The organism is Roseibium sp. AWQ4_254 (assembly GCF_056161025.1).
In genome coordinates this window covers 136,934-157,462 of the sequence record NZ_JBSWYH010000012.1, presented here as the reverse complement: position 1 = coordinate 157,462, position 20,529 = coordinate 136,934, and the positions used below count along the sequence as shown (strand labels likewise).

Genomic DNA, 20,529 nt, shown 5'->3' with positions numbered 1-20,529 from the left:
ACGAAGAGCTGCTTGAGCTGGTTGAAATGGAAATCCGCGAGCTGCTGTCTTCCTACGAGTTCCCGGGTGACGACATTCCGATCGTGAAGGGCTCTGCCCTTGCGGCTGTTGAAGACCGTGATGCGGCGATTGGCCGTGACGCGATCCGCGAGCTTATGGCGCAGGTTGACGACTACATCCCGACGCCTGAGCGTCCGAAGGATCAGCCGTTCCTGATGCCGATCGAAGACGTTTTCTCGATCTCCGGCCGCGGCACGGTTGTGACCGGCCGTGTTGAGCGCGGCATCATCACCGTTGGTGAAGAAGTCGAGATCGTCGGCATCAAGGACACTTCGAAGACGACGGTGACCGGCGTTGAAATGTTCCGCAAGCTGCTGGACAGCGGCGAAGCGGGCGACAACATCGGTGCGCTGATCCGCGGCGTTGGCCGTGAAGATGTTGAGCGTGGCCAGGTTCTGTGCAAGCCGGGTTCTGTGACCCCGCACACGAAGTTCAAGGCTGAAGCCTACATCCTGACGAAGGAAGAGGGGGGCCGTCACACGCCGTTCTTCACCAACTACCGTCCGCAGTTCTACTTCCGTACGACGGACGTGACGGGTGTTGTGTCTCTGCCGGAAGGTACGGAAATGGTGATGCCGGGCGACAACGTCTCTGTGGACGTTGAGCTGATCGTGCCGATCGCCATGGAAGAAGGCCTGCGCTTCGCGATCCGCGAAGGTGGCCGTACCGTCGGCGCCGGCGTCGTCGCATCCATCATCGAATAATCGACAGCCGGGCCTGCCGGCGCAGCTTATGGTTTGAGCGGGCAGGCCCGCAGTCTTATTGGGAACAATAACAATGAACGGTCAGAATATCCGGATCCGCCTCAAGGCGTTTGACCACCGTATTCTCGACGCCTCCACCAAGGAGATCGTCAATACGGCCAAGCGGACCGGTGCTCAGGTACGGGGTCCCGTGCCGCTGCCGACGCGGATCGAGAAGTACACCGTGCTTCGCGGACCGCATATCGATAAGAAAAGCCGCGATCAGTTCGAGATGCGGACGCATAAGCGTCTTCTCGACATCGTTGATCCGACGCCCCAGACGGTGGACGCGCTCATGAAGCTCGACCTTGCCGCTGGTGTCGACGTCGAGATCAAGCTCTAAGGCGGGGTCAAGGGGACACATCATGCGTTCTGGAGTGATCGCTCAGAAAGTGGGCATGACCCGCATCTACAACGATGCAGGCGAGCATGTTCCGGTCACGGTTCTGCGGCTGGAAAATTGCCAGGTGGTTGCCCACCGGACTGACGAAAAGAATGGATACACGGCGCTGCAGCTCGGCGCGGGTACCCGTAAAGTTAAGAATACGCCGAAAGCACTGCGTGGGCACTTTGCTGTTGCAAAGGTCGAGCCGAAGCGGACAGTGGCCGAGTTCCGCGTTTCCGCGGACAACATGATCGACGTGGGAGCGGTTTTGACCGCTGACCATTATGTCGAGGGCCAGTTCGTGGATGTCACGGGCACGTCGATCGGTAAGGGGTTTGCCGGTGCGATGAAGCGCCACAACTTCGGTGGTGGACGCGCAACCCACGGTAACTCGATCTCGCACCGTTCACACGGTTCAACGGGTCAGTGTCAGGATCCGGGCCGTGTGTTCAAGGGCAAGAAAATGGCCGGTCATATGGGCGATGCCCGCGTGACCACGCAGAACCTGAAGGTTGTGCGCACTGATGTTGAGCGTGGCCTGATCATGGTCGAGGGTTCTGTTCCGGGCGCCAAGGGCGGCTGGATCCTGGTCCGCGACGCGATCAAAAAGGCGCTGCCGGACAATGTTCCGGTTCCGGGTGCTTTCAAGGCGTCCGAAGCGACTGAGGCTGCCGGGAAGGAGAGTGAGTGATGGAACTCCAGGTCAAGACCCTAGAAGGTGGGGCGGCCGGTTCGATCACGGTGTCTGACGAGATCTTTGGTCTCGAGCCGCGCACCGATTTGATCCACCGTGTGGTGCGCTGGCAGCTTGCCAAGCGCCAGGCGGGCACCCACAAGACGCTGCAGCGGTCTGAAATCTCCGGCACGACGAAAAAATTCGTCCGCCAGAAGGGTTCGGGCGGTGCACGTCACGGCAACAAGAAAGCCCCGCAGTTTCGCGGTGGTGGCAAGGCCTTCGGCCCGGTCGTGCGCGACCACGGCCATGACCTGCCGAAAAAGGTCCGTGCCCTCGGCCTGAAACACGCATTGTCCGCGAAAGCCAAGGCCGACAGCCTGGTGGTTGTGGAAGATGCGAAAGCAGCCGAAGCCAAGACCAAGGCTCTGAAAACGCAGCTCGGGAAGCTTGGGCTGACCAGCGCCCTGGTCATCGATGGTGCGGAACTTGACAACAACTTCGCACTGGCCTCGCGCAACATCCCCCATGTGGATGTGCTGCCGGTTCAGGGCATCAACGTCTACGACATCCTGCGGGCCAACACGCTTGTGTTGACCAAGGCTGCGGTGTCCGCACTTGAGGAGCGCTTTAAATGAGCAAACTTCCTCACTACGACAAGATCGTCGGCCCGGTGATCACCGAAAAGTCGACGATGGCTTCTGAAGAGAACAAGGTTGTCTTCAAGGTTGCCAATGACGCAACCAAGCCGGAAATCAAGGCCGCTGTCGAAGCTCTGTTCGGCGTCAAGGTCACGGCAGTGAACACCCTGGTCCGCAAGGGCAAGGTGAAGCGCTTCCGCGGACGTCTTGGCCGCCAGTCCGACTTCAAGAAGGCCGTCGTTACGCTGCAGGAAGGTCACGCTATCGACGTGACCACCGGGCTCTGAGACGGGGACTAGAAAATGGCACTTAAGACATTCAACCCGACGTCCCCAGGCCGCCGTCAGCTGGTTCAAGTTGACCGCTCCGGCCTCTGGAAGGGCAAGCCGGTCAAGACCCTGACCGAAGGCCTTTCCAAGAAGGGCGGCCGCAACAACACCGGCCGTCTGACGTCTCCGAACCGTGGTGGCGGTCACAAGCGGTCCTACCGTCTTGTTGACTTCAAGCGCCGCAAGTGGGACGTGCCGGCAACGGTCGAGCGTCTGGAATACGATCCGAACCGGACCGCATTCATTGCGCTGATCCGCTATGAAGATGGCGAGCTGAGCTACATTCTGGCGCCGCAGCGCCTTGCGGCTGGCGACACCGTCATTGCCGGTGCAAATGTGGACGTGAAGCCGGGCAATGCGGCGCCGCTGTCCAGCATTCCTGTCGGCACGATTGTGCACAACATTGAGCTTAAGCCGGGCAAGGGCGCCCAGATCGCCCGTTCTGCCGGTGCGTTTGTTCAGATTGTTGGCCGTGACCAGGGGTACACCACGCTGCGTCTGATGTCTGGCGAACAGCGCCGGGTTCTGGGGACCTGCATGGCCTCCATCGGTGCTGTGTCCAACCCGGACCACGGCAACGTGAACCTCGGCAAGGCAGGCCGTTCCCGCTGGCTTGGCATCCGCCCGCATACGCGCGGTGTTGCCATGAACCCGATCGACCACCCGCATGGTGGTGGTGAAGGCCGGACCTCCGGCGGTCGTCATCCGGTTACCCCCTGGGGCAAACCGACCAAAGGCAAGCGCACGCGGCGCAACAAGCAGACTGATAAGTTTATCGTCCGCAGCCGCCACGCGCGTAAGAAGTAAAGGACAGGATCGTGGCACGTTCGATCTGGAAAGGTCCGTTTGTCGACGGGTATCTGCTGAAGAAAGCGGACAAGGTCCGTGAGTCCGGCCGGAACGAGGTCATCAAGACCTGGAGCCGCCGCTCAACGATCCTCCCGCAGTTCGTCGGTTTGACTTTCGGCGTCTATAACGGTCAAAAGCACGTTCCGGTGCTTGTGTCTGAAGAGATGATTGGTCACAAGTTCGGTGAATTTTCGCCGAGCCGGACCTATTACGGACACGGCGCCGACAAGAAGGCGAAGAGGAAGTAACGATGGGCAAGCCGAAGCGTGAGCGGACGCTCGCTGACAATGAGGCCCGGGCAATGACCCGCATGCTGCGCATTTCTCCGCGCAAGCTGAACCTCGTTGCGGCTTCGATCCGTGGCAAAAAGGTCGGTTCCGCGATTGCGGACCTGACATTCTCCCGTAAGCGCATCGCGCATGACGTCAAGAAGACCTTGATGTCTGCCGTTGCGAACGCGGAAAACAATCACGACCTGGACATCGACAACCTGGTGGTTGCCGAAGCTCATGTTGGCAAGGCATTTGTCATCAAGCGGTTCCAGGCCCGTGCACGCGGCCGGGTTGGCCGGATCGAGAAGCCGTTCTCGAACCTGACCATCGTCGTGCGCGAAGTTGAGGAGACTGCCTGATGGGACATAAAGTAAACCCGATCGGCATGCGCCTCGGGATCAACCGCACCTGGGACTCCCGCTGGTATGCGAACAAGAACGAATACGGCGATCTTCTGCACGAAGATTTCCGCATCCGTGAGTTCCTTCTGAAGGAACTGAAGCAGGCTGCTGTCTCTAAGGTCGTGATCGAGCGTCCGCACAAGAAATGCCGTGTGTCCATCCATTCCGGCCGTCCGGGTGTGGTCATTGGCAAGAAGGGTGCGGATATTGAGCGCCTTCGCAAGAAGATCGCCGATATCACGAATTCGGAAGTGCATCTCAACATTGTTGAAGTGCGCAAGCCGGAGATCGACGCGACGCTTGTTGCCGCTTCGATCGCTCAGCAGCTGGAACGCCGTGTTGCTTTCCGCCGCGCCATGAAGCGGGCCGTTCAGTCTGCCATGCGTCTTGGCGCCCAGGGCATCCGGATCAATTGTGGCGGCCGCCTCGGCGGTGCGGAAATTGCGCGTATCGAATGGTACCGTGAAGGCCGCGTGCCGCTTCACACTCTGCGGGCCGACATCGATTACGGTGTTGCCAGTGCGCATACCGCTTATGGCGTGTGCGGTGTCAAGGTCTGGATCTTCAAGGGTGAAATTCTGGAGCATGACCCGATGGCGTCCGAACGCCGTGCAACGGCTGCTTCCGAAGGTAACCAGGGTGATCGCGGCGGACGCCGGGATCGGGGCCGCGAGCGCGCAGCTTAAACAAAGCTGCCTGCCGCTCGTAAGATAAGAAAGACGAGAGAAGAACGATGCTGCAACCGAAGCGCACAAAGTTCCGCAAGCAGCACAAAGGCCGCATCCACGGCTTGTCGAAGGGAGGCACTGACCTCAACTTCGGCGCATTCGGTCTGAAGGCTATGGAGCCGGAGCGTGTGACTGCACGTCAGATCGAAGCGGCCCGTCGTGCTATGACCCGTCACATGAAGCGTGCGGGTCGTGTTTGGATCCGTATCTTCCCGGACCTGCCGGTTTCCTCGAAGCCTGCCGAAGTCCGCATGGGTAAGGGTAAAGGGTCTCCGGATTACTGGGCTTGCCGAGTCAAGCCGGGCCGGATCATGTTTGAAATCGACGGTGTGCCGGAAGACGTGGCCCGTGAAGCCATGCGTCTTGCTGCCGCCAAGCTGCCGATCAAATGCCGTTTCGTTCAGCGTATCGGCGAGTAAGGCAGGCGAGGAGTTAAGCCATGAAGGCGACCGATGTACGGGCTAAGACCCTCGACGAGCTCCGCAGTGAGCTTGAAGGCCTGAAGAAAGAGCAGTTCAACCTGCGCTTCCAGAAGGCCACGGGTCAGCTTGAAAACACTGCGCGTGTGCGGCAGATCCGCCGTGACATTGCGCGTATCCAGACGATCATGCGCGAGAAGCGCGTGACGGCGAACGCTTAAGGAGACGGCCATGCCGAAGCGTATCCTGCAAGGCACCGTTGTCAGCGACGCCAATGACAAGACGGTGACGGTGAATGTGGAGCGCCGCTTCACGCACCCGCTTTTGAAGAAGACTGTGCGCCGGACCAAGAAGTACCGGGCACATGACGAAAGCAACCAGTACAAGGTTGGCGACTCTGTTCAGATCGAAGAGTGCGCGCCGATTTCGAAAAACAAGCGTTGGACCGTGGTCGCCGAGTGACCCGGCTCCCCGTTTGGTGAGTACCAGGCGCCCGTGACCCGGGCGCCTAAAGATCATCCTGACGGCGGCCAGCCGCAGGCAGGATGTAGGAACATCTGAGAGCTGATCATTTTGGTGTCATGTGGGATCCACATGAGGGCAGGGTGATCGAGAAGAACAAGGCAGCCAGTCATGATTCAGATGCAAACAAACCTCGACGTCGCGGATAATTCCGGCGCCCGTCGTGTCATGTGCATCAAAGTGCTCGGCGGCTCCAAGCGCAAATACGCCCAGGTCGGAGACATCATCGTTGTGTCCGTCAAAGAGGCTATTCCGCGGGGCCGCGTCAAAAAGGGCGACGTGATGAAGGCTGTCGTCGTGCGCACGGCAAAGGATATCCGCCGTCCCGATGGCAGCGTGATCCGGTTCGACCGCAATGCGGCCGTGCTGGTCAACAACAACAAGGAGCCGGTCGGCACCCGTATTTTCGGTCCGGTGCCGCGTGAACTCCGCGCAAAGAACCATATGAAGATCATTTCGCTCGCGCCGGAGGTGCTCTGATGGCTGCGAAAATTAAAAAAGGCGATACGGTGATTGTGCTGACCGGTCGTGACAAGGGCAAGTCCGGCGAAGTCATCAAGGTGATGCCGTCCGACAACAAGGCTCTGGTCCGCGGGATCAACATGGTCCGCCGCCACCAGAAACAGACCCAGACGCAGGAAGCTGGCATCGTGTCCAAAGAGGCGCCGATCCACCTGTCCAACATCTCGCTCGCCGATCCGAAAGACGGCAAGCCGAGCCGCGTCGGGTTCAAGCTGCAGGACGATGGCACCAAGGTTCGTGTCGCCAAGCGTTCGGGAGACCTGATCGATGGCTGAGACCACTTACGTGCCGCGTCTTAAGACGCATTACGATGAAGTCGTGCGCAAGCAGCTTCTCGAAAAATTCCAGTACAAGAACGTCATGCAGGTTCCGCAGCTGGAAAAGATCGTTCTGAACATCGGTGTCGGTGAGGCTGTTGGCGATTCCAAGAAAGCCCGCACCGCGGCTGAAGACCTGGCGGCGATTGCCGGTCAGAAGCCGGTGATCACCAAGGCGAAAAAATCCATCGCGACCTTCAAAGTCCGCGAAGGCATGCCGCTGGGTGCCAAGGTGACCCTGCGCCGCCAGCAGATGTTCGAATTCATGGACCGTCTGATCACCATCGCGCTGCCGCGCGTGCGTGACTTCCGGGGCCTGAATCCGAAGAGCTTCGACGGTCGCGGCAACTACGCCATGGGCATCAAGGAGCACATCGTGTTCCCGGAAATCGAGTACGACAAGGTCGACCAGATCTGGGGCATGGACGTGATCGTTTGCACCACGGCGCCGACCGATGACGAGGCGCGCGAGCTTCTGCGCGCGTTCAACTTCCCGTTCACGAAGTAACGGGCAAGGAAGGGAACGACGATGGCGAAGAAAAGCGCAGTCGAAAAAAACAAGCGCCGCGAGAAGCTTGTCAAGAAATACGCTGAGAAGCGCGCCGCGCTGAAGGCAATGGCTAAAGATGAGAGCCTGTCTTTGGAAGAGCGTTACAATGCCCGCCTTAAGCTGGCGAAACTGCCGCGGAACTCCGCGCCGAACCGCGTTCGCAACCGTTGCGAAGTGTCCGGCCGTCCGCGCGGTTTTTACCGCAAGCTGAAGATGTCGCGTATTGCGCTTCGTGAACTGGGTTCCCTGGGCAAGATCCCGGGCCTGGTCAAGTCGAGCTGGTAAGGAGAAACTCCGATGGCAATTTCTGATCCGTTGGGGGATATGCTGACCCGCATTCGCAACGCGCAGATGCGTCGCAAGAACAAGGTCAGCTCACCAAATTCCAAATTGCGTGCACATGTACTTGATGTGCTTGCAAAAGAGGGGTACATCCGTGGCTACACCACGGTTGACTACGAGGGCGGCAAGTCCGAGTTGGAAATCGAACTGAAGTATTTCGACGGGGAACCGGTCATCCGCACGATTGAGCGGGTATCCAAGCCGGGCCGCCGCGTGTACTCGTCGGTGAAAAACATCCCGCATGTCTCTAATGGCCTGGGCGTGTCGATCATTTCGACTCCGCGCGGTGTCATGAGCGACCATCAAGCGCGGGAAGAAAATGTAGGTGGTGAGGTTCTTTGCCGCGTCTTCTGATGCGGCATCCTCGCTTTTAAACAACGACAAGGTTGGTCATATGTCTCGAATTGGCAAAAAGCCAGTCCCCGTGCCAAGCGGGGTAACGGCATCGATCGACGGTCAGACGGTTACGATCAAGGGCCCGAAAGGCGAAAAGTCTTTCGTGCTCAATGATCTTGTTCTGGCCGAAATGACGGATGACGGGATCAAAATCGATCCGCGCAACAATTCCAAGCCGGCCCGCTCCATGTGGGGTATGAGCCGTACGATGGTTTCTAACCTGATCACAGGGGTGACCGACGGGTTTAAAAAGGACCTGGCAATCACCGGTGTCGGGTATCGTGCCCAGGTCCAGGGCCAGAACCTTCAGCTGGCGCTTGGTTTCTCGCATGACGTTGTCTATCCGATCCCGGACGGCATCGATATCAAATGCCCGAAACCCACGGAAATCAGCATCTCCGGCACTGACAAACAGCGTGTCGGCCAGGTTGCTGCTGAAATCCGCGAATTCCGCCCGCCGGAGCCCTATAAGGGCAAAGGCGTTCGTTATGCAGACGAATTCATCGTCCGCAAAGAAGGCAAGAAGAAGTAACGGACCATAGATCATGGCGAATAGCAAACAAGCTTTCGAACGCCGCCGCGATCGCGTGCGCCGTTCGATCAGGAAAGCCGCTGGCGGACGTCCGCGCCTTTCCATCTTCCGCTCGTCGAAGCAGATCTACGCCCAGATCATTGACGATGCGAAGGGGTACACAATTGCCTCTGCTTCAACGATCGAAAAAGATCTCAAGGGCAGCCTGAAAACGGGCGCCGACGTTGCAGCAGCTGCTGCCGTTGGCAAGCTTGTCGCAGAGCGGGCAGTTGCCGCTGGCGTCAAGCAGGTCGTGTTCGACCGGGGCGGGTACATGTATCACGGGCGCGTCAAAGCGCTGGCCGATGCAGCCCGCGAAGGTGGACTTGAATTCTGACCAGCGCCCGTTGGCGCTCTTAAGAACGGAAGACGTATAAAATGGCGAGACAGGAAAATCGCGATCGCGAAGAGCGAGACAGCGAATTCGTCGACAAGCTCGTTCACATCAACCGCGTGGCAAAAGTGGTCAAGGGTGGCCGCCGGTTCGGCTTCGCAGCACTTGTTGTGGTTGGTGACCAGAAGGGCCGTGTCGGCTTCGGTCATGGCAAGGCACGTGAAGTGCCGGAAGCCATCCGGAAAGCAACAGAAGCTGCAAAGCGCACCATGATCCGTGTGCCGCTGCGCGAAGGCCGGACCCTCCACCACGATGTGGAAGGCCGTCACGGCGCAGGCAAGGTTCTGCTGCGAGCAGCCCCGGCCGGTACCGGGATCATCGCAGGTGGCCCGATGCGTGCCGTCTTCGAAACGCTTGGCGTTCAGGATGTTGTGGCAAAGTCCCTCGGGACGTCGAACCCGTACAACATGGTTCGTGCCACCTTCGCCGCCTTGAAGAAGGAAGACAGCCCGCGCTCCGTCGCTGCCCGCCGTGGCTTGAAGGTCTCTGTGCTGCAGTCTCGGCGTCGTGATAACAACGAAGAGGCGGCTCCGGCTGCCGCTGAGGCTTGACCTTGGCGGCTCCGGCCCCCAGCTGAGAGAGGGTAGGTTCCATGGCGAACACCGAAAAGACTGTTACGGTCGAACAGATCGGCAGCCCGCTGCGCCGTCCGAAGGACCAGCGCGCGACGCTCATCGGTCTCGGCCTGAACAAGATGCACCGCCGCGCGACACTGAAGGATACTCCTGAAGTGCGCGGCATGATCAATAAGGTTCAGCATCTCGTTCGCGTCGTCGAAGACAACGCATAAGGACGGGGTGAGGAGAAACAACATGAAGCTCAACGAACTTCAGGACAACGAAGGTGCCGTCAAGGACCGCACCCGTGTTGGCCGCGGCATCGGGTCCGGCAAGGGCAAGACCGGTGGCCGTGGTGTCAAGGGGCAGAAATCCCGGTCCGGCGTTGCTATCAAAGGCTTTGAAGGCGGCCAGATGCCGCTTCACCGCCGTTTGCCGAAGCGCGGCTTCACGAACATCTTTGCCAAGGACTACAACACCGTGTCCGTTGGCCGTGTTCAAAAAGCAATTGATGCAGGCAAGCTGAATGCGTCGGAGGCAGTTACCGTCGAAGCGCTCAAGGCAGCCGGCGTTGTCAAAAGGGTCCGTGACGGTGTGCGCATCGTTGCCAACGGTGAACTCACCGCGGCAGTGACCTTTGAAGTTGCCGGTGCCTCCAAGGGCGCTGTGGCAGCAATCGAAAAAGCGGGCGGCAAGGTTGCCGTTCTGGGAGCTCAGGCTTAACAGCCTGGGCTTTTCCCATTTGTCAGCAAGTATTCTGACCGGAGTAGGGCATGGCATCGGCCGCCGAGCAACTGGCGTCAAATCTCAATTTCTCAGCTTTCGCCAAGGCTGAAGAACTCAAAAAGCGCATCTGGTTCACGCTGGGGGCGCTTTTGGTTTATCGACTGGGCACTTACATTCCGATGCCCGGTATCAATCCGGTGGCCTTTGCGCAGGCCTTCGACCAGGCCCAATCCGGGATTCTGGGCATGTTCAACATGTTCGCGGGCGGAGCGGTTGGCCGGATGGCCATTTTCGCGCTCGGGATCATGCCGTATATCTCCGCATCCATCATCATGCAGCTCATGACGACCGTTGTGCCGTCTTTGGAGCAGCTGAAGAAGGAAGGCGAGCAGGGCCGCAAGGTCATCAACCAGTATACCCGTTACGGAACCGTGGTGTTGGCCATGTTCCAGGCCTATGGCATCGCCGTCGGACTGGAGTCGGCCGCCAATGTTGTGACCGACCCGGGCTGGTTCTTCCGTGCCTCCACCGTGATCACCCTTGTGGGCGGCACCATGTTCCTGATGTGGCTCGGGGAGCAAATCACCTCGCGCGGCATCGGCAACGGTATTTCGCTGATCATTTTTGCCGGGATCGTCGCCGGGCTTCCGGCCGCGGTCGTTCAGACCCTTGAGCTGGGCCGTCAGGGCTCTCTGGCTACCTGGATCATTCTGACCGTGATCGTTCTGGCCGTGGTCGTCATTGCGTTCATCGTGTTCATGGAGCGGGCGCAGCGCCGGCTGCTGATTCAGTATCCGAAGCGGCAGATGGGCAACCGCATGTTTGAGGGCAACACCTCGTTCCTGCCTCTGAAGCTCAACACTGCCGGTGTGATCCCGCCGATCTTTGCGTCCTCGCTTCTGCTGGTTCCGGCCACGCTTGCCGGCTTCGGGCAAGGCACGGGCAATGAATGGCTGACCTATATCACTGCGGCGCTTGGTCACGGGCAGCCCCTGTTCATGGTCTTTTATGCGGCCATGATCATCTTCTTCTGTTTCTTCTATACGGCGATCGTGTTCAACCCGAGTGACACGGCCGATAACCTTAAGAAACATGGTGGTTTTATCCCGGGTATCCGTCCGGGCGAACGGACGGCTGAATATATAGACAAGGTCCTCACGCGTATCACGGTTGTGGGCGCGATCTATATCACCATCGTTTGTCTATTACCCGAATTCCTCATTTCGGCGACTGGCGTTCCGTTCTATTTCGGAGGAACCTCTTTGCTGATCGTTGTCAGTGTGACCATGGACACGGTATCCCAGATCCAGGGCCATCTGCTTGCGCATCAGTATGAGGGGCTGGTGAAAAAAGCTAAATTGAGGGGGAAACGCCGATGAGGCTGATACTGGTAGGACCGCCGGGCGCAGGGAAGGGAACGCAGGCCACACGCCTCGTTGCGAAATACGGCATTCCCCAGCTCTCAACCGGTGACATGCTGCGTGCGGCCGTTGCCGCGCAGACCCCGGTCGGGGTGAAAGCCAAGGAAGTGATGGATTCGGGTGGTCTGGTGTCGGACGAAATTGTCGTCGGCATCATCCGGGACCGGATCTCGGAAGCAGATGCCAGGAACGGGTTCATTCTCGACGGCTTCCCGCGCACGATCGCCCAGGCCGAGGCGCTGGACGAGATGCTCAAGGATAGCGGCCTGAAGTTGAATGGCGTTCTGGAGCTTCGGGTCGACCAGACCAAACTGGTGGACCGGATCATCAAGCGGGCGGAAGACGCCAAGGCGGCCGGTGAGGCTGTGCGCAAGGATGACGACCCTGAGGTCTTCAAGCAACGCCTTGAGGCTTACAACCGGGATACGGCTGTTGTTGTGCCGTATTACGAGAAAACCGGTCTGCTTTCGGTCGTTGACGGCATGCAGTCTATTGACGATGTGTCAGCGTCCATAGAAAGCGTTCTTCAGGGACTTGACGAGAAGGTTTAAGAGCGGTAAAGGACCCGCTCTGTCAAAAAGTTTAGCCGGTTCCATGCAAATGGGACCGGCATTCTCTGTGCCGGGTGCTTCCCGGCATATTCGTACCCGCAAGGGCCGGCCTCCACCGGACGCGGGCATTCGCAATAGCGCTCTTCCACCTGGCTGGCGCTCAACACATGGAGACAAACGTGGCACGTATTGCTGGCGTTAACATCCCGACGAACAAGCGCGTTGTGATCGCGCTTCAGTATATTCACGGCATCGGCGCGAAATTCGCGCAGGAAATCATCGAGAAGAACAACATCGATGCAGCCCGCCGTGTCAACGAGCTTTCCGACGCAGAAGTGCTGTCCATCCGCGAAACCATCGACCGCGATTACCTCGTGGAAGGGGACCTTCGCCGTGAGACGGCAATGAACATCAAGCGTCTGATGGACCTTGGCTGCTACCGCGGCCTGCGTCACCGCCGCGGCCTGCCGGTCCGTGGTCAGCGGACGCACACGAACGCCCGTACCCGCAAGGGTCCGGCGAAACCGATCGCTGGTAAGAAGAAATAACCATCGCACCGCGATTGGTGGTGGAGCTGCCGGAATTACGGCAGTGACGAGATCAAAACAAGGATAACAGAATGGCTAAAGACACGACGCGCGTGCGTCGCCGCGAACGCAAGAACATCTCTTCTGGCGTTGCGCATGTGAACTCCACGTTCAACAACACGATGATCACGATTACCGACGCTCAGGGCAATGCAATCTCCTGGTCGTCCGCTGGTGCGCTTGGCTTCAAGGGCTCCCGTAAGTCCACGCCCTATGCTGCACAGGTTGCTGCCGAAGACGCTGCCAAGAAGGCCGCTGAACACGGCATGCGCACTCTGGAAGTTGAAGTCCGTGGCCCGGGTTCCGGCCGTGAATCCGCATTGCGTGCGTTGCAGGCTGCCGGTTTCCTGATCACGTCCATCCGTGACGTGACGCCGATTCCGCACAATGGCTGCCGTCCGCGCAAGCGCCGCCGCGTCTAAGGCTTTCCGGCTTTAGGTACCTGTTTCTCCAAATGGCAAAGAATGGCCCGGACCTTGAAGAACCGGGCGGGATAGCCGAAGGGACGAAAACGTGACCATTCAGAAAAACTGGCAAGAACTGATCAAGCCGACCAAACTCGAGATCAAGCCGGGTCAGGACCCGCGCTTTCTGGCAACCGTTGTTGCCGAGCCTCTTGAGCGTGGCTACGGTCTGACACTCGGCAACGCTCTGCGCCGCATTCTGCTGTCTTCCCTGCAAGGGGCGGCGGTGACGGCTGTGCAGATCGATGGCGTTCTGCACGAGTTCTCGTCGATCCCGGGCGTGCGCGAAGACGTTACCGACATTGTTCTGAACATCAAGGAAATTGCCATCCGTATGGATGGCGAAGGCCCCAAGCGCATGGTTGTGCGCAAACAGGGCCCGGGCGTTGTGACGGCCGGTGATATTCAGACGGTTGGCGATGTGGAAGTGCTCAACCCGGACCTGGTGCTCTGCACGCTTGATGAAGGCGCTGAAATCCGCATGGAATTCACCGTCAACACGGGCAAGGGCTACCATTCTTCCGACCGGAACCGTCCGGAAGATGCACCGATCGGCCTGATCCCGGTCGACAGCCTGTATTCCCCGGTCAAGAAGGTCTCCTACAAGGTGGAAAACACCCGTGAAGGCCAGGTTCTTGATTACGACAAGCTGACCCTGACCGTTGAAACCGACGGCTCCGTCAAGCCGGATGATGCGGTGGCTTTTGCCGCACGCATTCTGCAGGATCAGCTGTCCATCTTCGTCAACTTTGAAGAGCCGCAGCGCGAAGTCGCCGAGGACACCGTCCCGGAACTGGCGTTCAACCCGGCGCTCTTGAAGAAAGTCGACGAGCTGGAACTGTCTGTCCGGTCTGCAAACTGCCTGAAGAACGACAATATCGTGTATATTGGCGATCTCATCCAGAAGACCGAAGCGGAAATGCTGCGGACGCCGAATTTCGGCCGCAAGTCGCTCAACGAGATCAAGGAAGTGCTCGCCCAGATGGGTCTCCATCTCGGCATGGAAGTGGCCAACTGGCCGCCTGAGAACATCGACGATCTGGCCAAGCGCTACGAAGACCATCAATACTAAGGGACGTACGCGTCCCAAGAGCATCCAACCGTCTTGACGGCGCAAACAGGGTGCTCGCCGACGAAGGAACAGGGCAATTTTCTAGTTTCAGGCGTTCAGACCTGGAAATGAATTGCTCTTCAGGATCAACCGGGCAAGTGCTCACAGGACAAGAGCAGACTGCCTGACAGACAAAGGAGAGGGCCATGCGCCACGGGAAATCCGGCCGCAAGCTCAACCGGACCTCTAGCCACCGCAAGGCTATGTTCGCGAATATGGCAGCATCGCTGATCAAGCATGAACAGATCGTGACGACGCTGCCGAAGGCCAAGGAAATGAAGCCGATCATCGACAAGCTCATCACTCTGGGCAAGCGCGGTGATCTCCATGCACGCCGCCAGGCCATTTCGCAGATTCGCGACACGGCCATGGTTGCCAAGCTGTTCGAAACGCTCGGCGCGCGTTACAAGGACCGCAACGGCGGGTATTCACGGGTTCTCAAAGCCGGTTTTCGTCATGGTGACAACGCTGCCATGGCTGTGATCGAGCTGGTTGACCGGGATCCGGAAGCACGCGGTGCTGAAGACCGCGCACGCGCTGAAGCTGAAGAAGTGGCGGAAACCGCAGCGTAATTTAATTTGCCATTGGCAAAAAATATCAGAAGCGGGCCCCTGGCCCGCTTTTTTTGTGCCTCTATCTTGAACCTAAGCGACTGGTTTTAATTCATAAAATTGAAACTTACGATTATCATTGGATTAAGAAATTTTACCTAGGTTCCCTTCCAGCATTGCAATCGGCTTTCGATAGGGTTGGGAGAATCTAGTGTCCAAACGGTCGTCTTCTTCTGGAAAGAAGTTATCCTCATTCCGGCTTTCCTTTGTGATTCCCGCGTTGATGATTTTCATTACGTTTGCTGCCTGCGCGGCGGTCGGGGTCATTGGCTATCTCAACGGTAAGGACGGGTTGCGCAAAATGGCGGAAGCGGAACTTGGGATGGTGATCACCGCCCGGTCCGCGCTTCTGGATAGCAAGCTGAAAGCCGCAGAAGGCGAAATTGGCACCCTTGCCTCCAACGTGGCTGATCCGCTGAACAGGCTCGGCCAAGCGTCGCTCAATCTGGATCGGGAACAAAACGATATTCTGACCTATTTCCAGGCCCCGTCTGACCGGGCTGAGCGGGCCGCGCTTGCGGGCAGTGATCAGAAGACCATGTATGCTTGGCGCCATTCCGAAGCGCACCCGGCGATCTACAACGTCTGGAAGAACAGCGGCTACGCGGATATCTACCTGATCGACAAGTCCGGCCTGGTGCTCTACACGGTGACCAAGGGCGGTGAGTTTCTGAAAAGGCTCGGCGACAACAACAACCCGGCCAACGGAACCGGCCTGGATCAGGTGTTCAAGAATTCCATCGGTCTGGACGAAGGTCAGCTTTCGGTGACCTCCTTTGCCAAATATGCTCCGGCTGGCGGCGAAGCCTCCCTGTTCCTCGGTGCGCCGGTTTTCCTCAATTCCTTCGGTCAGAAAGAGCTGAACGGCGTCGTTGCAGTCCGGCTTGATTCCGGGTTCCTCGACAAGGTGGTCTCCAGCCGCAAGGATCTAGGGCAGACCGGCCAGGTCTATGTGGTTGGCGAGGGGGGCAAGGTGCTCAGCGACAAGCCGCTGGCCTCCGGTCCGACCTCCCTGGTCGAAACTGCGTCCGCTGCGCCGGTACTGGAGGCGCTCAAGGGCACAGAAGAGGCCGGTATCGTCAAAGGCGAGGACGGTGTATCCGATCTCATGGTGGCCCGTCCGCTTCAGTTCCGGGGGCAGACCTGGGCCGTGGTTGCTGAAAAGAGTGTCGAGGAAACCCTGGCGGCTGTCACCAACATGCGCAATCAGATGTTCATCTGGTCGCTGGTGACCATCGCGATTGCCGCCGTGATCGCGCTTCTCTTCTCGCAATCGGTCACGCGGCCTCTGTCGACGCTCGTGGGAGCGCTCAACGCGATTGCGTCCGGTGAACTGGGGGCTGAGATCAAGGCCGCTAGCCGCGGCGATGAAATCGGTGATATCGGCCGGGCTGTGCTGCAGATCCGCCAGAATGCGGCGGATGAAAACGAGCGCCGGGCCGCGGAAGAAGCCGAAGAGGCCCGCAGCCAGGCGGAACAGCGCCAGGAAATGCTGGCCAATCTGGCTGGTGAATTTGAAGCCACGGTCGGCACGGTGGTGAACAAGGTGGCCCGTTCGGCAGCCTCTCTGCGCTCCTCTGCAGACAAGATGCGGGAGATCACCGATACGGCCGGGGAGACCTCTGCCAGCGCTGCGTCCATGTCTGAAGGCGCGCTAAAGGAAGTGGAATCGATTGCGGCTGCTTCTGACCAGCTCTCTGGGTCAATCCAGGAAATCTCGGCTCTGATCGAACGTTCCTCCAATGTGGCCGCTGAAGCCACCAAGCGGGCGGAGACGACCAACTCCACCGTTAAGTCGCTTGCCGAAGCGGCCAACCGGATCGGTGAGGTTGTTACCCTGATCAGCGACATTGCCGACCAGACCAATCTTCTTGCCCTCAACGCCACCATCGAGGCTGCCCGTGCCGGCGAAGCGGGCCGGGGCTTTGCGGTGGTTGCGTCCGAGGTCAAGGATCTTGCCTCCCAGACCGGCAAGGCCACCGGCGAGATCCAGCAGCAGATCGATGCGATCCGCAATGCGACTGATGACGCGGTGGGGGCCATTGGCGACATTCAAAAGACCATCAACGAGATCACCACCTCGGTCAGCGAAGTGTCGGCTGCAGTCACCGAGCAAAGCTATGCGACTCAGGGGATTGCCGAAAACACACAGCGGGCCGCCCAGGGAACGTCCAAGGTCACTGAGGACATCCGCAACGTGTCGTCCCTGTCAAACGACACCAACATGGCTGCCCAGAACTTCTCCGAAGAAGCCGCTGACATGGCCGGGGATGCGGAACAGCTGGACCAGGAAGTGCGCAGCTTCCTTGAACAGGTCCGCTCTGCCTGACGCAGCGCGCCTGAAGTGACAGCAAAGTGACCGCCGGGGTCCGGATCTTTCCGGGCCCCGGCTGTTTTTGTATTTGCCTCTGTTCCACCCAATCTGCCATGTATCGCCGGGGCATAGAAGAATCGACAAAAGGATACCGGCAATGCGTCTGATGCGTTTTGACACGCTTCGCTTTTCCAGTTTTGCACTGATCACGGCCTGTGCGGCCCTTTGGGCCTGTCTGGCTGCGGCGCAAACAGTTGAACCGAGCCCGGCAGATCTGCGGCTGGTTCCGCAATCGTCGGAACAGATCAAACTGTCTTTTGCCCCTGTTGTGAAAAAAGTCGCCCCGGCAGTGGTCAATGTATATGCGAGCCGCAAGGTGGTCCGGCGCCAGCGGGTGTCGCCGTTTCTCGAAGATCCGTTCTTCCGCCGCTTTTTCGGCCAGCAGGGTGGAGGTGGCCGCCCGCAGGAGAGGGTTGAATCCTCGCTCGGCTCCGGGGTGATCATTTCCGCCGACGGCACGGTGATCACCAACCATCACGTCATCAAGGGCGCCGACGAGGTGCGGGTGGCGCTCAGCGACCGGCGGGAGTTTGACGCGGATATCGTGCTGATGGACGAGCGGACGGATCTGGCGGTGCTCAAAATCCGGGGTGAGGGCCCCTTCGATCATGTCAGCTTCGCCGATTCAGACAGTCTTGAGGTAGGCGATGTGGTTTTGGCGATAGGTAACCCGTTCGGAGTGGGCCAGACCGTGACGCAAGGAATTGTTTCCGCCCTGGCACGGACGCAGGTCGGGGTGACCGACTTTCAGTTCTTCATTCAGACGGATGCGGCCATCAATCCGGGCAATTCAGGCGGGGCCCTGGTGGATATGACCGGCAAACTGGTCGGTATCAATACGGCGATCTTTTCGCGCTCCGGCGGTTCCAACGGAATCGGCTTCGCCATTCCGGCCCATATGGCCCGGTTCGTCGCCCAGGCGGCCGATCACGGCGGCAAGGTGCAGCGGCCCTGGCTCGGTGCGACAGTGCAGCTCGTCAATTCCGACATTGCCGAGGCGCTTTCCCTGGAAAGGCCGCGTGGGGTTCTGGTGACGGCGGTCTATGACGGCTCGCCGGCAGCTGAAGCGGGTCTCAAGGTCAGCGATCTTGTGATTGCGATTGAGGGCAAGGAGGTCACCGATCCCAATTCCTTCGGCTACCGCTTCGCCACACGCATGATCGGGGAAGCCGCGTCCTTTCAGGTGCTGCGCGACGGTAAGGAGCTCACTTTGTCCGTCCCCTTGAAACCGGCTCCGGAAACCGTGCCCCGGGACACCCGCGAGTTGCGCGAGTTCTCGCCCTTTGAGGGCACAACCGTGATGAACCTGTCCCCGGCCGTTTCGGAGGAACTCGGCCTGGAAGGGGTGTTTGACGGAGTGGTGATTGCCTCGGTCCAGCGGGGCGGGGCCGCCAACCAGGTGGGGCTTCGACCCGGCGATATCATCCGTGCGGTGAATGACCAGCCGGTGGAAAGCACCCGCATGCTGGAGACCATTACCAAGACCCCGCCGCGTGTGTGGCGGTTGGAAATCGAGCGCAACGGCAAGATTTCCAAGCTCGAACTGCGCTAGGAAGGGGCCGTGAGCGATCTGTTCGAAGCGTCTGGCCTTGCGCAGACCGGTCCGCGCCCGCTCGCGGACCGGATGCGGCCATCGCAGCTTGCCGATGTGGTTGGCCAGGACCACCTGCTGGGACCGGAGGGAACGCTCTCGCGCATGCTCAAGACACGCACCCTTGGGTCGCTTGTCTTCTGGGGACCGCCGGGCACGGGCAAGACAACCATTGCCCGGTTGCTGGCCAATGAGACCGATCTGGCATTCGAGCAAATTTCGGCGATCTTCTCTGGCGTCGCGGACCTCAAGAAAGTGTTTGAAGCGGCAAAGGCCCGGCGCATGAGCGGGCGGGCTACCTTGTTGTTTGTCGATGAAATCCACCGCTTCAACCGGGCTCAGCAGGACAGTTTTCTGCCGGTGATGGAAGATGGCACGATCACGCTTGTAGGGGCGACGACCGAAAATCCGTCCTTTGAGTTGAATGCCGCTCTCCTGTCGCGGGCCCATGTGATGACCTTCCAGTCCCTGAGCCTGGAGGCGATCGAGCAGCTTCTGCTGCGGGCCGAGGCGGAGGAGGACAAGGCTCTTCCCCTGGACGCAGAGGCGCGCAAGGTTCTGATCCGCATGGCCGACGGGGACGGGCGTTCGGCTTTGACCCTGGCCGAAGATGTCTGGCGGGCGGCGGGTGAAGACGAGACATTTGACGCGGAGCGGCTGCAGGAGATTGTGCAGCGCCGGGCGCCAATCTACGACAAGAGCGCCGACGGCCACTACAATCTGATCTCCGCGTTGCACAAATCCGTGCGCGGGTCCGATCCGGATGCGGCCCTATACTGGTTCTGCCGCATGCTGGACGGTGGCGAAGACCCTATGTATCTGGCCCGGCGTCTCATACGCATGGCGGTGGAGGATATCGGGCTTGCGGATCCCAATGCGCTGGTTCAGGCCAACGCATCGCGCGATGCCTATCAGATGCTTGGCTCGCCGGAAGGGGAGCTCGCCCTGGCCCAGACCGTGATCTATCTGGCAACAGCGCCCAAATCCAATGGCGCTTACGTCGCCTACAAGGCAGCGCTCAGGGATGCCAAATCCAGTGGCTCCCTGCTACCGCCCAAACATATTTTGAACGCGCCCACCAAGCTGATGAAGCAGGAAGGCTATGGCGCGGGGTATCAATATGATCATGATGCGCCGGACGGGTTTTCCGGCCAGGATTATTTCCCTGAGGATCTGGGACGTCAGACCTATTATGATCCTCCGGAACGCGGCTTTGAACGGGAGCTGCGCAAACGGCTGGACTATTGGAGCCGGCTGCGCAAGGAACGCGGCTAGCCTGACTGCTGGTTGGGGGGGGGGCGTCCGGCCTGCTCAAGCGGGCGTGAACCTTTTTGAACCCTATTTGACCGCTCCGCAGCGTAAGGCCGTTCCCTGTGATGCCGATGGCAGCTATCCAATAGGTCCTATTCGGTGAGCTTGGAA

Annotated in this window: 31 protein-coding genes; all 31 read left to right on the top strand. The window is 59.3% G+C overall.

The genetic code is table 11. The features are described from left to right. On the top strand, positions 1-764 hold a 764-nt coding region (locus ACXAIC_RS11555; protein WP_475178294.1), incomplete at its 5' end, for an elongation factor Tu. Between the two features lie 73 nt (positions 765-837). Continuing rightward, positions 838-1,146 carry a 30S ribosomal protein S10 gene (gene rpsJ, locus ACXAIC_RS11550; RefSeq protein ID WP_006936455.1) on the top strand — a complete coding sequence of 103 codons (309 nt, stop codon included), beginning with the start codon at positions 838-840 and terminating at the stop codon, positions 1,144-1,146. A 22-nt stretch (positions 1,147-1,168) separates the two neighbouring features. Then, a complete protein-coding gene (rplC, locus tag ACXAIC_RS11545; RefSeq protein ID WP_475178289.1) occupies positions 1,169-1,879 on the top strand; it encodes a 50S ribosomal protein L3 in 711 nt (236 codons plus the stop codon). Beyond that, the gene (rplD, locus tag ACXAIC_RS11540; RefSeq protein ID WP_475178286.1) at positions 1,879-2,499 is read left to right on the top strand and encodes a 50S ribosomal protein L4; all 621 of its coding nucleotides are present in this window, start codon (positions 1,879-1,881) and stop codon (positions 2,497-2,499) included. The genes rplC and rplD overlap by 1 nt, the downstream gene beginning before the upstream one ends. Continuing rightward, on the top strand, positions 2,496-2,789 hold the full coding sequence (locus ACXAIC_RS11535) for a 50S ribosomal protein L23 (protein WP_152501370.1): 294 nt from the start codon (positions 2,496-2,498) through the stop codon (positions 2,787-2,789). The genes rplD and ACXAIC_RS11535 overlap by 4 nt, the downstream gene beginning before the upstream one ends. Positions 2,790-2,804: 15 nt before the next feature. Continuing rightward, entirely contained in the window at positions 2,805-3,638 is an 834-nt protein-coding gene (gene rplB / locus ACXAIC_RS11530) for a 50S ribosomal protein L2 (RefSeq protein ID WP_475178279.1), read from the top strand. Between the two features lie 11 nt (positions 3,639-3,649). Beyond that, the gene (rpsS, locus tag ACXAIC_RS11525; protein ID WP_022998243.1) at positions 3,650-3,928 is read left to right on the top strand and encodes a 30S ribosomal protein S19; all 279 of its coding nucleotides are present in this window, start codon (positions 3,650-3,652) and stop codon (positions 3,926-3,928) included. A 2-nt stretch (positions 3,929-3,930) separates the two neighbouring features. Continuing rightward, a complete protein-coding gene (gene rplV, locus ACXAIC_RS11520; protein WP_475178277.1) occupies positions 3,931-4,311 on the top strand; it encodes a 50S ribosomal protein L22 in 381 nt (126 codons plus the stop codon). Continuing rightward, positions 4,311-5,039, top strand: a complete 729-nt coding sequence (rpsC, locus tag ACXAIC_RS11515; RefSeq protein ID WP_299481553.1) for a 30S ribosomal protein S3 — start codon at positions 4,311-4,313, stop codon at positions 5,037-5,039. The genes rplV and rpsC overlap by 1 nt, the downstream gene beginning before the upstream one ends. Before the next feature lie 47 nt (positions 5,040-5,086). Further along, complete coding sequence (rplP, locus tag ACXAIC_RS11510; RefSeq protein WP_475178271.1) at positions 5,087-5,500, top strand: 50S ribosomal protein L16; 414 nt, start codon at positions 5,087-5,089, stop codon at positions 5,498-5,500. A 20-nt stretch (positions 5,501-5,520) separates the two neighbouring features. Then, on the top strand, positions 5,521-5,721 hold the full coding sequence (gene rpmC / locus ACXAIC_RS11505; RefSeq protein ID WP_475178269.1) for a 50S ribosomal protein L29: 201 nt from the start codon (positions 5,521-5,523) through the stop codon (positions 5,719-5,721). Positions 5,722-5,731: 10 nt separating this feature from the next. Continuing rightward, a complete protein-coding gene (rpsQ, locus tag ACXAIC_RS11500; protein WP_475178265.1) occupies positions 5,732-5,962 on the top strand; it encodes a 30S ribosomal protein S17 in 231 nt (76 codons plus the stop codon). A 171-nt stretch (positions 5,963-6,133) separates the two neighbouring features. Beyond that, entirely contained in the window at positions 6,134-6,502 is a 369-nt protein-coding gene (gene rplN, locus ACXAIC_RS11495) for a 50S ribosomal protein L14 (protein WP_008191626.1), read from the top strand. Then, entirely contained in the window at positions 6,502-6,819 is a 318-nt protein-coding gene (gene rplX / locus ACXAIC_RS11490) for a 50S ribosomal protein L24 (RefSeq protein ID WP_475178259.1), read from the top strand. Before rplN ends, rplX begins: the two co-directional genes overlap by 1 nt. Then, on the top strand, positions 6,812-7,369 hold the full coding sequence (rplE, locus tag ACXAIC_RS11485) for a 50S ribosomal protein L5 (protein WP_094071092.1): 558 nt from the start codon (positions 6,812-6,814) through the stop codon (positions 7,367-7,369). The genes rplX and rplE overlap by 8 nt, the downstream gene beginning before the upstream one ends. A gap of 21 nt (positions 7,370-7,390) precedes the next feature. Further along, positions 7,391-7,696: a 30S ribosomal protein S14 gene (gene rpsN, locus ACXAIC_RS11480; protein WP_094071091.1), complete on the top strand. Its 306-nt coding sequence runs from the start codon at positions 7,391-7,393 to the stop codon at positions 7,694-7,696. Between the two features lie 12 nt (positions 7,697-7,708). After that, positions 7,709-8,107 carry a 30S ribosomal protein S8 gene (gene rpsH, locus ACXAIC_RS11475; RefSeq protein WP_207140512.1) on the top strand — a complete coding sequence of 133 codons (399 nt, stop codon included), beginning with the start codon at positions 7,709-7,711 and terminating at the stop codon, positions 8,105-8,107. 40 nt (positions 8,108-8,147) lie between these two features. Then, a complete protein-coding gene (rplF, locus tag ACXAIC_RS11470; RefSeq protein WP_475178247.1) occupies positions 8,148-8,681 on the top strand; it encodes a 50S ribosomal protein L6 in 534 nt (177 codons plus the stop codon). A gap of 13 nt (positions 8,682-8,694) precedes the next feature. Beyond that, a complete protein-coding gene (gene rplR, locus ACXAIC_RS11465) occupies positions 8,695-9,057 on the top strand; it encodes a 50S ribosomal protein L18 (RefSeq protein WP_475178243.1) in 363 nt (120 codons plus the stop codon). Between the two features lie 41 nt (positions 9,058-9,098). Next, entirely contained in the window at positions 9,099-9,665 is a 567-nt protein-coding gene (gene rpsE / locus ACXAIC_RS11460; RefSeq protein ID WP_475178240.1) for a 30S ribosomal protein S5, read from the top strand. 41 nt (positions 9,666-9,706) lie between these two features. Further along, the gene (rpmD, locus tag ACXAIC_RS11455) at positions 9,707-9,904 is read left to right on the top strand and encodes a 50S ribosomal protein L30 (RefSeq protein WP_475178235.1); all 198 of its coding nucleotides are present in this window, start codon (positions 9,707-9,709) and stop codon (positions 9,902-9,904) included. A gap of 22 nt (positions 9,905-9,926) precedes the next feature. Beyond that, positions 9,927-10,394 (top strand): 50S ribosomal protein L15, encoded by a 468-nt coding sequence (rplO, locus tag ACXAIC_RS11450; RefSeq protein ID WP_475178231.1) that lies wholly within the window; start codon positions 9,927-9,929, stop codon positions 10,392-10,394. Positions 10,395-10,444: 50 nt separating this feature from the next. Next, positions 10,445-11,776, top strand: a complete 1,332-nt coding sequence (gene secY / locus ACXAIC_RS11445) for a preprotein translocase subunit SecY (protein ID WP_475178226.1) — start codon at positions 10,445-10,447, stop codon at positions 11,774-11,776. After that, positions 11,773-12,369, top strand: a complete 597-nt coding sequence (locus ACXAIC_RS11440) for an adenylate kinase (RefSeq protein ID WP_475178223.1) — start codon at positions 11,773-11,775, stop codon at positions 12,367-12,369. Before secY ends, ACXAIC_RS11440 begins: the two co-directional genes overlap by 4 nt. Before the next feature lie 179 nt (positions 12,370-12,548). Next, positions 12,549-12,917 carry a 30S ribosomal protein S13 gene (gene rpsM / locus ACXAIC_RS11435; protein ID WP_031268319.1) on the top strand — a complete coding sequence of 123 codons (369 nt, stop codon included), beginning with the start codon at positions 12,549-12,551 and terminating at the stop codon, positions 12,915-12,917. 71 nt (positions 12,918-12,988) lie between these two features. Beyond that, positions 12,989-13,378 (top strand): 30S ribosomal protein S11, encoded by a 390-nt coding sequence (rpsK, locus tag ACXAIC_RS11430; RefSeq protein WP_006936427.1) that lies wholly within the window; start codon positions 12,989-12,991, stop codon positions 13,376-13,378. Between the two features lie 91 nt (positions 13,379-13,469). Further along, positions 13,470-14,492 carry a DNA-directed RNA polymerase subunit alpha gene (locus tag ACXAIC_RS11425; protein WP_475178218.1) on the top strand — a complete coding sequence of 341 codons (1,023 nt, stop codon included), beginning with the start codon at positions 13,470-13,472 and terminating at the stop codon, positions 14,490-14,492. A 185-nt stretch (positions 14,493-14,677) separates the two neighbouring features. Further along, positions 14,678-15,103, top strand: coding sequence for a 50S ribosomal protein L17 (gene rplQ, locus ACXAIC_RS11420; protein WP_475178213.1), 426 nt, complete (start codon positions 14,678-14,680; stop codon positions 15,101-15,103). 262 nt (positions 15,104-15,365) lie between these two features. Continuing rightward, on the top strand, positions 15,366-17,471 hold the full coding sequence (locus ACXAIC_RS11415) for a methyl-accepting chemotaxis protein (protein WP_475178210.1): 2,106 nt from the start codon (positions 15,366-15,368) through the stop codon (positions 17,469-17,471). A 151-nt stretch (positions 17,472-17,622) separates the two neighbouring features. Beyond that, the gene (locus tag ACXAIC_RS11410; protein ID WP_475178315.1) at positions 17,623-19,068 is read left to right on the top strand and encodes a DegQ family serine endoprotease; all 1,446 of its coding nucleotides are present in this window, start codon (positions 17,623-17,625) and stop codon (positions 19,066-19,068) included. A gap of 9 nt (positions 19,069-19,077) precedes the next feature. Further along, on the top strand, positions 19,078-20,382 hold the full coding sequence (locus ACXAIC_RS11405) for a replication-associated recombination protein A (RefSeq protein WP_475178206.1): 1,305 nt from the start codon (positions 19,078-19,080) through the stop codon (positions 20,380-20,382). The last annotated feature ends 147 nt before the right edge of the window (positions 20,383-20,529 follow it).